This is a genomic window from Novosphingobium sp. 9U (genome assembly GCF_902506425.1).
In the GTDB taxonomy this organism is placed as follows: Bacteria; Pseudomonadota; Alphaproteobacteria; order Sphingomonadales; family Sphingomonadaceae; genus Novosphingobium.
The window spans coordinates 816,333-829,469 of the sequence record NZ_LR732469.1 but is presented as its reverse complement, the minus strand read 5'-3'; the positions used below and the strand labels follow the sequence as shown (position 1 = coordinate 829,469).

Here is a 13,137-nt window from a genome sequence, read left to right as displayed (position 1 = left end):
TCTTTCGCGACGTAGTTCTGTGTCGTGTTGAGGATGCTCACCGACCGAAGTTCACCCGCAAGCGTAAGCCGTACATCCGGGGCTGACCCACGAGTTGGTTCTCGAAGCCTCCCGAAGTCCAGGTGTTGCCCACGCCAACGAAGTAGTGCTCGCTGGTGAGGTTCGACGCAAAAGCGGACAAGTCGATGTTGCTGGCCATGATGTTGGTCCAGCTGATGTCCGCGCTGACCAGGTTGGTTGCGCCCAGGACGCCGAAGCGGGTGGGTGTTGCCAACGATGCCACCTGCTTGCTGGTGTAAGTATACGAACCACCAAAGGCGATTTCGCCCACACTCTCATCCAATGGCACGGTATAATGGAGCGACGCGCTAAGCCGGTGCTTGGGAGAGAGCGCGAGCGGGTCCCCCGGTGCCGAGCTCGGTGTGATCGAAGCGAACGGGCTGTCGGCAGGCAGCGTGGGCGTCTCCACGCTGATGACCTTGGTGTCGAGGTAGGTGTAGCCAAGATCAAGCTTGAGGCTGTCGAAGAAGCGGAAGGAGCTGTCGAACTCGACGCCCTGGATGCGTGATTTGCCCGCATTGATCACGCCCGCCGCACCGGATACCCCCGAGTTGGGCTTGCCGATGATCGTGGCGCTGATCTGCTGGTCGCGAAAATTGTTGTAGAACGCGGCGACCGAAACGTAGCCGCGGACGGCGCCGCGCAGCGTCGCCTTGGCTCCCAGTTCATACGCATCGACGGTCTCGGGCTCCCATGTCTCCAGGCCCAGGTTGGAGAAATTGATACCGCCAGGCCGGTAGCCGCGCGAATACTTCGCGTAGAGCAGCAGGTCGGGACTCGGCTTGAAGTCGATACCTGCCAGCCAAGTCGGGCGCTTCGAGTTCTGGCTGATCTCATTGTGGCATTGAACCCGATCGGTGACCACGAGCGCGGCGCCGGTCGGGCCCTTGAAGCGCAGCGAATCGTTGCAGGTCCGTGTCGCTAGGCCCGCAGCGCTGAAACGGTATCGCGTCGCTTCGCCGATGCCCTTCTGCTTGTCGATCGTGTACCGCAAGCCGCCCGTGATGCTCAGCGTGTCAGTCAAGTTGAACGTTCCTTGACCATAAGCTGCGTAAGTCGAGAAACGAAATTGGGTGACGTTATCGGCGAGCGAGCCGATGCCCAGAGGATCGACGCACCGCAAGGCGTCGCGATCGGTGCACCGCAAGAAGACCTGCGAGAAGGTGCGGTTCCACCCGTTCGGCCCGCTCTTCTCGAGGTACGCGCCTGCCTGCCAATCCAACTTCCTGTCGAAGGCGTGCCCTTGAAGCTGGAACTCCTCCGTGAAGGTCCACTGGTTTGAATTGTACCCGTTCTTCGGAGCCGCCACTGTCGTATAGCTGACCTGCTGACCCAGAAGGGGCGAAGTGACCGAGAGCGGCGGACTGGTGTAGACGAAGTTGTCTCCGTTCAGATTGAAGTCGCTTCGCTCACGAAAATCGGAGTAGCTGGCGATGTTCTTGACTACGAGCGTGTCGGTAGCCTGCCAGGTCGTGGTGTTGATGAACTGCATCTGACGCAGCTGCTGCTTGGGGTCGGGGTTGGAGACCTCGACATCCAGGAGCCCATCGCCGCGCGCATCCTGGCGGGCGATCTGGTTGCAGCCATTGGGTGCCCAGCGCGCCTGCCCGGTGCTGCGCAGCGCCGGATCGGTAACGCACCCAACCAGGCGCGAGGCATAGCCATTCGTATGCGAATAGCTGTAGCTGGCGAGTGTGTAGTTCTCGAGCGATGGCGTCAGATCGGCGAGGACGCCGAGCCGCGCAGCGATGTAATCGGAATCGTTGTAGGCTTTCGGGCCGATCCCCGAATGGTTCTCCATGTATCCGTCGCGCTTGTAACGATCGACCATCATGCGGACCTTGAAGGTGTCTGCCAGCGGCAGGTTCGCGACGGCCTGGATGCGACGCAGATCGTAATTGCCGACTGAGCCTTCCACGTAGCCTTCGAGGTTGTCGGTCGGCTTGCGCGGCACAACCAGCACCGCACCGCCCGTGGTCGCGCGGCCGAACAGCGTGCCTTGCGGCCCCTTGAGGACCTGCACGTTCGCAAGGTCCACGAAAGCGCCCGGGCCGAGCGAATTGCCCGATGGCGTCTGACCTTGAGCACGGGGCGCGGGAACGTCCGCGAGATAGACCGCGACCGAGGGCGCCGTGCCCGCATCCTGCACGAAACCGCGGATCGCGAAGCCGCTCTTTTCGGGCCCGAAGCGCTGGTTGACCGAGAGCGACGGCGTGTACGTCGCAAGGTCGCTGGCCGAGACGATGTTCTTGTTGTCCAGCTGCGATTGGTCGTAGACGGTGATAGAGATCGGCACGTCCTGCAGGCTCTGCGAAACGCGCTGGGCGGTGACGATGATGTCGTCGGTAGCGGCGGTGGTCGCGTCCGCGCCGCCGTTGGCACCGGTTTCCTGCGCCTGCGCCGTTGTGGATACGAAGGCCAGTAACGCCGCGCTCAACCCCAAGTGCGCCTTGAGTCTCATGTCATTCCCCTCTCTGTTGTTCTTTTTTGTCTTCTTCCCGCGACCCACGCCTTTGTGTCCACGGCGCCGCGGCCGGCATGGATCGACAGCTACCCTGTGACCGGGTCCGCCCGTGGACGAGGCGGGCGAACAGCCGAGCGATGCCGCTGCGAGACAGGCATAGCCTGGAAAATGCGCGCTTCTGTGACGAATGAAATCGCAGCTCCTGAAATATGGACATATCCATGCAGCGCCGCTGCGCACTCGGCCAAGCGTGGTGCGGGGGGCTAGCGAAGCTCGATCACTCGCTCAGCCTGCGGCCGAGTGCGACCATGTCCCGAAGCAGCGAGGTGACGATCGGTGACAGCGTGCGCGCTTTCAAATGCACGGCGACGATGGTGGCCCGGCGGTCTTCGGGCAGCCACGAGATCGGCAGCGCGACGAGCTCACCATTGTCGAGCGATCGCTGGACTGCGAGCGGTGCGGTGATCCAGATCGCATCGCTGGCGGCCACAATGTCACCCAGCACATCATAATCTTCAACCGTGAGGGTCGGCGCGCCGAGCACCGTCAGCCCGACCATGACCGAAGCACCCTCGCGCGCAAAAGGCGTGTTGGATCGGATCAGCGGGAAAGCCGCGAGATCCTTCAAGTTGAAATCGAGTCGCTCGGTCAATGGGTGTCCGGCTCGCACGATCACCGAGAGCGGAAACGCGGCGAGCAGGGTGATATCGAACGTGCCGTCGACGGGTAGCAGGTTATCGAGCACGATGCCGAGGTCGACACGCTCCTGCGCCACCATCTCGAGCACTTCCTGGCTGCTGCCCTTGAGGATTTCGGCATGAAGGTGGGGCTGCGCCACGCGCGGCGCCATGAGCGGTGCGATCATCGCACGGGCAACGAGCGGGGTGACGCCAATCGTCACATGCCCGCCCTCCCCTTCCGATGCGTGGTCGACCATGGTGCGCAAGGCCGCTTCGCTGCGCAACATGCCCTCGGCATGGCGAATGAATTCGCGTCCCGCCTGAGTGACGGCGACGGCGCCATGTGCTCGCTCGAACAGCTGCAGCCGGCACTCCGCCTCGAGTGCTTGGATGCTGCGCGACAATGCGGACTGCGTGATGTTGAGTTCGCGCGCAGCACGCGTGAAGTTGAGGGATCGCGACAAGATCACGGCGTGACGCAGCTTGCGTAAGTTCATTCCGAAACCTCATCGAAAGCGGCCAGACTTTGCATTGGACGCATGCCACTTGCAAGCACAGGATGCCGTTGCCGGACACGAACACGCGACAAACGCGGTCCGAACGGCACCGAAGAAAACACACACGGGAACGAGGACGGGGACATGGCCGAAGCAGATCCGCGATTTGGCAGCGCCACCAAGGAAGACTGGGACCTTGGGCCGATCTTCGATGCCGACGCCCATATCGATCCCCCGTACGACATGTGGAAGGACTACCTTCCGGCAGCGCAGAAGCACAAAGCGCCGGTGATCGAAGAAGGCGACGAGGTCGACTATGTGCTGTTCGAAGGGCAGCGCCGCCCCGTTCGCATGATCGGCAACCAGGCCGGCCGGGAAGGCAAGAACTTCAAGATGGTGGGCAAGCTCTCAGAGCAGCGCAACACCTACGATCCCGCCAAGCGCCTCGCCGACATGGACCTCGACGGCATCGACCAAGCCATCCTGTTCGGCGGCGGGCCGCTAGGTTCGTTCGACAACGACCTCTATCTCGCCAGCTTCGAAGCCTATTCGCGCTGGGTCATGGACTGGGCTTCGAACGCACCCAATCGCCTCTTCCCGGTCGGTCATGCGCCGATGCGCGACATCGACGAGACCATCGAGCACGTCCACCGGCTTGCCAAGATGGGCTTCAAGATGCTGCAGCTTCCGGCATTTCCGCAGAACCCGGATGCGTGGAAGACCTCGTCCGAAATCAAGAACATGAAATCCGGCCAAGTCGCCGCGCAGACCGGCGATCCCAAGGGCGCGCTGCAGTACTACCAGCCCGAGTTCGACCTCCTTTGGAAGGTGCTGTGCGATTATGGCATGGTGATCACCTTCCACCTGGGTGCTCGTGTCCCGCGCTTTGGCGAGAAGCAGCACTTTTTGCCCGACATGCCGATGTCGAAGGTGAACATGGCCGAGCCGCTGGGCATATTCATCTTCAACGGCATCTTCGATCGCTTCCCGGATCTGCGCATCGGCAGCATGGAAAGCGGCGTCGGCTGGTTCGCCTGGTATGCCGAATACTGCGACCGCACATGGGAGAAGCAGCGCTACTGGACCGAGAGCGTGATCAGCCGGCTTCCCAGCTCCTACATGGACAGCAACATCTGGGGCTCATTCATCCAGGACCGCGCGGGGATCCTCAGTCGGAACCTGCCCGGCGGCCGCAACATCATGTGGTCGTCGGACTACCCGCACTCGGAGACAACGTTTCCGCGCAGCCATGAGATCATCAGGCGAGACTGCGAAGGGCTGCCGCGCGAGGATATTCGAGACATCATCTGCAACAACGCGAAGCGCTTCCTGCGACTGGATTGACCGCCATGTCACCTGCGCCCTGCGTCGCGCTGCTCGCCCAGCCCCGTCAACCGCGCGCCCTGGAGCAAAGTGGGCGACAGCAAAGCGAGCGACGGGGCATCCGGCCAGACTGGGTCCACTCGGAACGATCGATGATCGACTTCTTGGACAGCTACGCGACCGAAGCCCTGGTCCAGTTCCCGAGCGGCCGCATCGAAGTCCGCAACTTCAGCTGGTCACAGCCGATCGAGAGCCGCTGGCAGACCGGAAGCGGCTGCTTCCTGTTCAACCAGACACTCGGCAACACCGAGCCCGACTCTACTTGGTCGCACCTCGGCAGCGGCAAGACGCGGCTGTTCGGACGGCGGGGCGGGCTCACCGTGGCCGGCCCGCGGCAACGCATCGTCAGCAACTTCGCGCCGGGCCGCTCGCGATCGCTGTGCTTCATGCTCGATGCGCGGGTGGTGGAGGAAGTCGCCGAGGAGCCCGCTTGGCTGACCGACAAGGCCGGCATGCTCGACTTCTGCGCACGGCTAGGAGCGACGGACATTCCGTGGCTGCTCCAGCGCATGGTGCGCGAGACGCGCGATCCCGATTTCGGCACGCCGGCAATGCTGGACCTGCTGGCGCAACAAGTCGCCATTGAGATCGCCCGAGCGTGCCGTCGCGACACCCCGGCAACGGGTCTGCTCGCCGGGGGACTTGCGCCCTGGCGTCTGGGGCTGATCCGCAAGCGCCTTGCCGAGGATAGCCCCCTACCCGATCTGACCGAGCTTGCTGCCATCTGCGACTTGACAGTGCGGCATCTGACCCGCGCGTTTCGCGACGAGACGGGCCAGACGCTTGGCCGCGCGACCGAGGCTGCCATGGTGCGCCGCGCACGCGCCATGCTGCAGGCGGGCAAGGCCGTGAAGGATGTCGCGGCTAGCCTCGGCTATTCAGGATCGAGTGCCTTTGCCGCCGCCTTCCGCCGAGCGACCGGCCTGCGCCCGAGCGAGGTCCCGGCGACCGACACACTTGGGGATCGACTTGGCCCGCATCGGCTCGGTTAAAGTCCGGAATTCAGCACTGGCGCCCTTCTCATGGCTTGCTGGCGCTCGCCGCAATCAGGAACCTGCAGCGGAGGGATGCCTACGAAAGATCCCGTCCTGACAGGAGAGTTCCTATGCCCCGGATCGAACCGCTTCCCTGGGAAGCCTTGAACGACAAGCAGCGCGCCCGCATGGAGCACACGATCCAGAGCGGCGGCTCCCCCGCCGACAAGACCGCATCGCGCATCCTGGCCTATGCCGAGCACGATCATGTCCCCCAGGACGGCGACCGGCACTACAACTTCCCACGCGCGCTGCTCGGCGGCAAGCTGCTCGAGATGCTGCGTATCCGCAGTGCACAGCTTGGTGGATGCGAGCCGTGCATGAATGCCCGCAAAGTGGACGACGTGACCGAAGACGTGGTCGCCTGCCTCATCAGCCCGCACCTGCGCGGCGACCTTACCTTGCGCGAGAAGCGTGCGCTTGAGTTCCTGGAGCTGCTGGCCACCGACCATCACAGCATTGACGACGCGACATACCGCGGACTGGCCGAGGTCTTCACCACGGCCGAGATCATCGAGCTGGGTAGCACCTGCGGCCACATGATCGGCAGCCACCGCTTCATCCACACGCTCGATCCCTATGGCGATGCCCCCCCGGTCATTCCCTATGATCCTCGACAGGTTGGCGTCAGCTGGGCAGAGCTGCACGGTGCCGTCGAAAACGCGACGGCAGGGTAGGCGACCATGACATTGTCCAGCCTACCGCTCGATGGCGCCGCCGCCCCCGAACTGGTGGCAGCTTCGGTCGTCAAGAACAGTGGCAAGCCGTCGTCGGCAGCCCCCGGGGAAGTCGCCGCCGAATGGAGGCGCGGCTGGCTGCTCGTTCTGGGCGGGATGGCGGGCATGTCGCTCTCAGGCCTTGCGCCGTACTCGCTCGGCCTGTTCATGCAGCCGCTGAGCCAGAGCCTGGGCTGGTCGCACGGCATGGTGGCTTCCGCGCTCACGGTAATTTCCGTCTTCGGCATCCTCCTGACACCGCTCGTGGGATCGCTGATCGACCGTTTCGGCCCGCGGGCGGTGGCGTTACCAGGCGTGGTGCTGAACTCAGCGGCCTTCGCGGCGCTGGGGCTGACGAGCGCCTCGGCGCTGAGCTGGTACGGCTTGTGGAGCTTCTACGCGGTGAGCTTCCTGCTGGTGAAGCCGCTGGTCTGGTCGGCAGCGATCTCGCGCACGTTCGACCGTGGGCGCGGACTGGCGCTCGCGGTCACGCTGTCGGGCATCGCCGTCTCACAGACGGTCACGCCGATCCTCACCGAGTACCTGATCCGCACGCTTGGCTGGCGCGCGACCTTCGCGGCGCTCGGACTTGGCTGGGGTGGCGCAGTCTTCATGATCGCCGTCTTCACGTTCCGTTTGCCCGCGCACGCTGCGGGCGCCGCAGGTCATGCGCCGGACCGCAAAGGCCCCCACAGCAGCTTCTCCTTCCGCGGCGTCCTCGACCGCAATCTGATCAAGATCGCGCTCGCCTCGTTCTTCCTCTCGATCGTCGGCGCGGGCATCGCGGTGAACAAGGTGCCGATCCTCGCCAGCTTCGCCATGAGCCGGGAGATAGCGGCGCAACTTGCGGCGACCGCCGGCCTTGCGGGGATTGCAGGCAAGCTGGTGACCGGCTGGCTCATGGACCGGTTCGAGAAGCGCATGGTCGGCGCCTTGGGCATCACCTTCACCGGTGTCGCGGTGGGGCTCCTGCTCCTCCCAGGACATTCCTATAGCGCGATCCTGGCGTCGATGCTGATGCTTGGTTTCGGCGGCGGCTCGACACTCCAGATCACTGTCCAACTCGCGAGCTACTACGCTGGCCCAGCCAAGTTCGGCCGTGCCTTCGGGGCTATATCCGCCCTGACGGCGGTGGGCGCGGGGATCGGTCCCTGGCTGTTCGGCTCCTCGGTCTCCTGGTTCGGCAGCTATGCGCTCCTGCTCGTTTGTTCGGTGCCGCTCTCGATCGCGTGTGCAGTGCTGATCCTGATGCTTGATCCGATACGCGCATCCGATTGACACGCGAAGTGAGCGTGCGGGAAATGGAGGCGCTTAGGCGAACGGCGCCACATACCTCGATGGGGCGCGCACTCTCCTTGGCCAGCGCCCGTGGCGCGGTGACCCCAGCTGTCGCCGCACCGCCTCGCTCACGCCTTTATTGCTCGTATAACTCGATGGCTGCACCGCCTTGAGGCAGAACAGCTATGCCCTTGCCCGACGCTCCACCGGCTATCGTTCTGCCTCACGTGGCGGTCGAGTTCGAAGCTGCAGCAGGGCCCCGGCCGGGTGCATCGTTCACGACCCTCAAGCCCCGCTGCGCGGCAGGCCGCCCCGATGAGATCGTCGTCTGCGCCGGCGATCCTGAACGCAACCGGTTGCGACCCTTGCCCGATACGCCTGGGTTAGTGCTGCCGAGAGCGGAGATGCAGGTGAGCGGCAATGCCTCTGTCGATCTCCATGTCGAGAGCGCCCAGATCTCGGGCGTGCCCAGCAACCGGGCCATGGTGAGCCTCAAGATTGGCTTGTAACAACGACGGCGCAGTAAGGGCGAAATACGGCGGAATTCTCATCTGGGCTCCAGCAGCAGGTGGATAGGTTCCCGGCAGAGCCGATCGGCAAGTTTCTGCGAGGCAGGGCAGTTTGGCGCTTGCCAAGCCCATGCGCCCTATCTATGTGCACGCCTCCAACGTGCCCGTAGCTCAGCTGGATAGAGCATCAGACTACGAATCTGAGGGTCGGACGTTCGAATCGTTCCGGGCGCACCATTTTTCCCACTACGTCTCTGAGTCAAAACTGCGGTACTCGCGGCAAAACCGGGGCATTGGACGAAGATGGCCGCTGCGATCTCATTGCGCAGCTCTTAAGCTCCCCGCGTCTGCCGCTCCTGCGATTTCTTGCGGTGTGCTGCGCTTGCCGCTCGAAAAAGCGCCTGTGGACGGATATGTCGGATCCTATGGTGCAACGACGATCATCTGTCTTGTCCGCTGCCATTGCCATGTTCGCCGTCGCCATAGCCTCGCCGCTTGCGGGGCAGGCCGCCGGCGGTTCTGAGACTCGGCCCGCGCAGCAACCCCGAGCCGTCGTCGTGCCGGGGTATGGGTCGGTGTACGTCGTGCCTCAGCAGCCCAAGGACACCCGCACGCCCCGGCAGCGCTGTGTGGACGAGGAGATCGCGCGGGAGGGTGGTTCTCCCTCCGAGCTCGCCTTGCGGGTGATCGACCTGAAATGCAGCCAGCGCTAAGGCCGCTTGCTTAGGCAGCCTTCCAGGAAGGCGTCGATGATCGGGCGGTAGGCCAAAGCAGCAATTCCCAAGTCAGTTCGTGCATGATAGGCTCCTGCTATCGATGCAGGCCCATCCTATGGCCATCCCGTCGCGAGCCCTATTCGGGATTGGTCCGGCGCCAGATGTAACTCGCCGCTGCTGCGACATATTGGTCCATCCGCGGACCTTAGTGGGCCGCAGCGCTCACTTCACCGGGCGCTTCTCCAGCTTACGCGCCAGGGTGCGGCGATGCATGCCCAGGCGACGGGCGGTCTCCGATATGTTGAAGCCGGTGGCCGCGAGCGTTTCGTTGATCGCCTCCCACTCGCGCGTCTTGGGAGAGGCGGCGCGCGCGGCGATGGCGACTTCGGGATCCGCATTGGCACGCCCGAAGGCGGCCTCGATATCGTCGGTGGTCGATGGCTTCACCAGGTAGTGCCGCGCTCCCAGCTTGATCGCCTCGACCGCGGTTGCGATGCTGGCGTAGCCGGTGAGGACCACGATCGGCATCGCGGGGTCAAGCGCATGAAGCTGTTGCACGCACGGCAGGCCCGAACTGATGCCGAGCTTCAGGTCGACGACGGCATGCGTCGGCCGCCCCTGTGCCAGCAGCGCGTCGAGCTGCGACGGATCGTTGGCCACGCGTACGCGATAGCCGCGCCGCTCGAACGAGCGTTGCAGCGTGCGCGCAAAGGTCTCGTCGTCCTCGATGATCAGTAGATCGGGCTCATCCATGGCGATCCGCTCCTGCAACGCCGGCGAGTGGTAAGGTCAGCGTGACCTCGGCGCCGCCTTCGGGCCGATTCGCCGCCTCCAGCTTCCCGCCCAGACGACGCACGACGTTGGCGGCGAGGAACAGGCCAAGGCCATGCCCCGCCCCCTTGCTCGACTGGTAGGGCCGGCCGAGCTGCGCCAGCACTTGCGCCGGAAAGCCCGGTCCTTCGTCGTGTACCACGATCGCCAGCATGCCGTCCTGCACGCTCGCCTGGAGACGGACGGCGGCCGGCGAGACTTCGGCGGCGTTGTCGAGCACGCTCCAGATCGCCTGCCGCAGCTCCGGATTGACCGCAGTCAGGGCGCCGGCGATGCCGTGCGGGCGATACTCCAGCGGCACGTCGGGGTGCGTCGGCCGCCAGGCGTCGAGCGTGGCGGTCAGGAATGCATCGGCGGCGGCGCTCTCCATCGGCTCGCCGCGGGGCTGGCCGGCGGAGTGGAGGATGTCGGTGACGATGCCCTTGCACCGCTGGATCTCGGATTGCATCGCCTCGACATCGGCGAGCAGCTCGGCATCGCGGGCGATCGCAGGTATCCGGCGCCAGTCGGCGAGGATGACAGCAAGCGTGCCCAGCGGGGTTCCGAGTTCATGTGCCGCGCCCGAGGCGAACAGGCCCATGCGCACGATGCCCTCCTCCTCGGCCGCATGCTGGCGCAAGTCGGCAAGGTAGCCGTCGCGCGCGCGCAAGTTGCGGCTGATCCGGGCGATGAAGAACACCAGGAGCCCCGCGACCATCAGGAACGCGGTCCAGCGTCCTACTGCCAGCAGGTCCAGCGCCGAGTCAGGCAAGGCGAGCGGGATGTAACGCAAGGAGAGCAGGCCATAGCTCAGCGCCGCGGCGGCCGCTAGCAGACCGGCGGCAAGCGGGGGCAGCAAGATCGCGCCGAGCACGACTTGCAGCAGGAACAGTGAGACGAAAGGATTGCTCGCGCCGCCGCTGAAGTAGAGCTGCAGGGTCAGTGCCGCCATGTCGATCAGCAGCGCCAGCATGACTTCGGTGTTGAAGACCCGCTGCCGTGCCAAGGCCATCGTCGCCAGCAGGTTCGCGACCGCCAGGAAGGCGCTGAGCCCCAGCATCGGCGCCAGGGCAAGCGGCACCTGCAGCACGTAGTGGGTCAGCAGGATGGTCAGGGTTTGGCCGGCCACCGCGATCCAGCGCAGCTGGATGAGCTGGCGCATGTTCTCCACCGCCGCGGTCTCCGGCGAAGGGCCGGCCGGCACGCGTGTGGTGAAGGGCAGGAGCGGCTTGTCCATCAGGTCACGTCCGGCGCGCGCAGGATCCTGAGCGCAGCAAAGCCGCAGAGGCCGGCCAGCGCGAACCAGGTCAGGGCGTAGATCAGGTGCGTGTTCTGGAAACGCACGACCGTCAAGCCGCCGATCGGCGTCGCGTTGCGGTCGGGAGAGGCATCGGCGTCGATGAAAAAGGGCGCGACGGGGCCGAGGACGCGGGCCTTTGCTATGGCGGCGACGTCGCGTGAGTACCAGCGGTCCGCCGTCGCGTCGTTCGCACGCAGGAAGCCACCGCCGGGCTCGGTCAGGCGAATCAGCCCAGTCACGGTGACGATGCCGCCCGGCACCGGGGCACGCACGCTGCCGCGTTCGCCGGCAACGAAGCCACGGTTGATTAGCACGGTGCCGGCCTGTGTTCTCAGCGGCGAGAGCACCCAGAACCCCGAGCCGCGCTCCGTTACTGCCTGCACCAGGGTGTCACGGCCTTGGAGGTACGTGCCGGTCACGCGAACCCGGCGGTATTCGATCTCGCCCGGTGGGGCCGCGCGATCGACGGCCGCAAGCGGCACAGGCGCGGCATGGATGCGGGCGTCGACACGGGCGATCAGGTCGAGCTTCCAGACCCGCCGCTCGAGCTGCCAGACGCCGAGCGCGACGAAGCCGCACAGGCCTATCAGCGCCAGGGCGGCTAGAAGCCGGCGCCTCACCAGATCGCGAGCCGTGGTCAGGTCCCCATGCCGGTCTGGGTCACCGGCATCATGTTGGTGTTGAGGTGGTACATGATCCACAGCGAGCCGGAGATCACGATCAGCACGATCACCGCGGCAAAGGCATAGGCGAGCAGCGTCCACCCGCCTTCAGATCGCGTGTTGACGTGCAGGAAGCACACGGTGTGGACTAGGATCTGCACCACCGCGAGCGCGATGATGACGATCGCGGTGGTCTGGGTGTCCAGCGCACCGGTCATCACCAGCCAGAAGGGAATGGCGGTGAGGACGACCGAGAGCAGGAAGCCGACAAGGTAGCCCTTGCGCGAGCCGTGGCCATCCATCTCGCCCGGAGCGTGTGCCTCGCCGTGTTGGGTGCCGTGATCGGCGTGCGTGGCCTCGTTCATCGCAGCATTCCCAGCAGGTAGACGAAGGTGAAGACGCCGATCCAGATGACGTCGAGGAAATGCCAGAACATGCTGAGGCACATCAAGCGGCGCTGGTTCTCCGGATGCAGCCCGCGCTGGCCGAGCTGGACCAGCATGACGACGAGCCAGATGATCCCGAACGTCACGTGCAGGCCATGCGTCGCCACCAGCGTGAAGAACGCGGACAGGAACGCGCTGCGCTGCGGGGTTGCCCCTTCCGCGATCAGGTTGGAGAACTCGTAGAGCTCCACCCCCACGAAGGCGAGGCCGAGCAGTCCGGTCAGCGCCAGCCAGGCACGCGTGGCGCCCAGCTTGCCCTCGTGCATCGCGATCATCGCAAAGCCATAGGTGATTGAGGAGACCAGCAGGATCGCGGTGTTGAGCGCCACCAGCGGCAGCTCGAAGATTTCGCGCGGGGTCGGCCCGCCGGCATAGGCAGTGCTGAGCACGCCGTACGTGGCGAACAGCGAGGCGAAGATCAGCGCGTCGCTCATCAGGTAGATCCAGAAGCCCAGCATGGTGCTGCTGCCGGGCTCGTGGTGATGCTCGTGATCGTCGAGGACGTAGAAGGCGGGAGCCCCCTTTACCTCAGGTGCGTGGTCCGCGGGAACCGTCGCTTCGGGTGCAGTGTTGCTCATGGCC

The 13,137-nt window shown here is 64.9% G+C and carries 13 protein-coding genes and 1 tRNA gene; 7 read left to right on the top strand and 7 right to left on the bottom strand.

The genetic code is table 11. From position 1 onward, the window contains the following. Positions 1-37 precede the first annotated feature (37 nt). Together GV044_RS03805 and GV044_RS03800 are read right to left on the bottom strand one after the other, a co-directional pair. The gene (locus GV044_RS03805) at positions 38-2,521 is read right to left on the bottom strand and encodes a TonB-dependent receptor (protein ID WP_159865673.1); all 2,484 of its coding nucleotides are present in this window, start codon (positions 2,519-2,521) and stop codon (positions 38-40) included. 280 nt (positions 2,522-2,801) lie between these two features. Further along, positions 2,802-3,701 carry a LysR family transcriptional regulator gene (locus tag GV044_RS03800; RefSeq protein ID WP_159865670.1) on the bottom strand — a complete coding sequence of 300 codons (900 nt, stop codon included), beginning with the start codon at positions 3,699-3,701 and terminating at the stop codon, positions 2,802-2,804. 144 nt (positions 3,702-3,845) lie between these two features. Here GV044_RS03800 and GV044_RS03795 point away from each other — a divergent pair, with 144 nt between their 5' ends. The 7 genes from GV044_RS03795 to GV044_RS22030 all read left to right on the top strand — a co-directional run bounded on the left by GV044_RS03795 (position 3,846) and on the right by GV044_RS22030 (position 9,334). Further along, on the top strand, positions 3,846-5,045 hold the full coding sequence (locus GV044_RS03795; protein WP_159865667.1) for an amidohydrolase family protein: 1,200 nt from the start codon (positions 3,846-3,848) through the stop codon (positions 5,043-5,045). Positions 5,046-5,176: 131 nt separating this feature from the next. Further along, a complete protein-coding gene (locus GV044_RS03790; protein ID WP_159865664.1) occupies positions 5,177-6,076 on the top strand; it encodes a helix-turn-helix domain-containing protein in 900 nt (299 codons plus the stop codon). 113 nt (positions 6,077-6,189) lie between these two features. Then, positions 6,190-6,795 carry a carboxymuconolactone decarboxylase family protein gene (locus tag GV044_RS03785; protein WP_159865661.1) on the top strand — a complete coding sequence of 202 codons (606 nt, stop codon included), beginning with the start codon at positions 6,190-6,192 and terminating at the stop codon, positions 6,793-6,795. 6 nt (positions 6,796-6,801) lie between these two features. Next, the gene (locus GV044_RS03780) at positions 6,802-8,112 is read left to right on the top strand and encodes an MFS transporter (RefSeq protein WP_159865658.1); all 1,311 of its coding nucleotides are present in this window, start codon (positions 6,802-6,804) and stop codon (positions 8,110-8,112) included. Positions 8,113-8,339: 227 nt separating this feature from the next. Next, complete coding sequence (locus GV044_RS03775; protein ID WP_236554684.1) at positions 8,340-8,621, top strand: hypothetical protein; 282 nt, start codon at positions 8,340-8,342, stop codon at positions 8,619-8,621. 160 nt (positions 8,622-8,781) lie between these two features. Continuing rightward, a tRNA-Arg gene (locus tag GV044_RS03770) sits at positions 8,782-8,858 on the top strand. Positions 8,859-8,914: 56 nt separating this feature from the next. Continuing rightward, positions 8,915-9,334 carry a hypothetical protein gene (locus GV044_RS22030; RefSeq protein WP_236554682.1) on the top strand — a complete coding sequence of 140 codons (420 nt, stop codon included), beginning with the start codon at positions 8,915-8,917 and terminating at the stop codon, positions 9,332-9,334. A 225-nt stretch (positions 9,335-9,559) separates the two neighbouring features. Here the strand turns inward: GV044_RS22030 and GV044_RS03760 are convergent, their stop codons facing one another. From GV044_RS03760 to cyoC, 5 genes are read right to left on the bottom strand one after another with little or no spacing between them, the layout of a single operon-like run. Beyond that, positions 9,560-10,090 (bottom strand): response regulator transcription factor, encoded by a 531-nt coding sequence (locus GV044_RS03760; RefSeq protein ID WP_159865649.1) that lies wholly within the window; start codon positions 10,088-10,090, stop codon positions 9,560-9,562. Continuing rightward, on the bottom strand, positions 10,083-11,384 hold the full coding sequence (locus GV044_RS03755; RefSeq protein ID WP_159865646.1) for an ATP-binding protein: 1,302 nt from the start codon (positions 11,382-11,384) through the stop codon (positions 10,083-10,085). The genes GV044_RS03760 and GV044_RS03755 overlap by 8 nt, the downstream gene beginning before the upstream one ends. Next, positions 11,384-12,088, bottom strand: a complete 705-nt coding sequence (locus GV044_RS03750; protein ID WP_201299070.1) for an SURF1 family protein — start codon at positions 12,086-12,088, stop codon at positions 11,384-11,386. The genes GV044_RS03755 and GV044_RS03750 overlap by 1 nt, the downstream gene beginning before the upstream one ends. Next, positions 12,085-12,474, bottom strand: coding sequence for a cytochrome o ubiquinol oxidase subunit IV (gene cyoD / locus GV044_RS03745; RefSeq protein ID WP_159865640.1), 390 nt, complete (start codon positions 12,472-12,474; stop codon positions 12,085-12,087). The genes GV044_RS03750 and cyoD overlap by 4 nt, the downstream gene beginning before the upstream one ends. Beyond that, the gene (gene cyoC / locus GV044_RS03740) at positions 12,471-13,133 is read right to left on the bottom strand and encodes a cytochrome o ubiquinol oxidase subunit III (protein WP_159865637.1); all 663 of its coding nucleotides are present in this window, start codon (positions 13,131-13,133) and stop codon (positions 12,471-12,473) included. The genes cyoD and cyoC overlap by 4 nt, the downstream gene beginning before the upstream one ends. Positions 13,134-13,137: the final 4 nt, after the last annotated feature.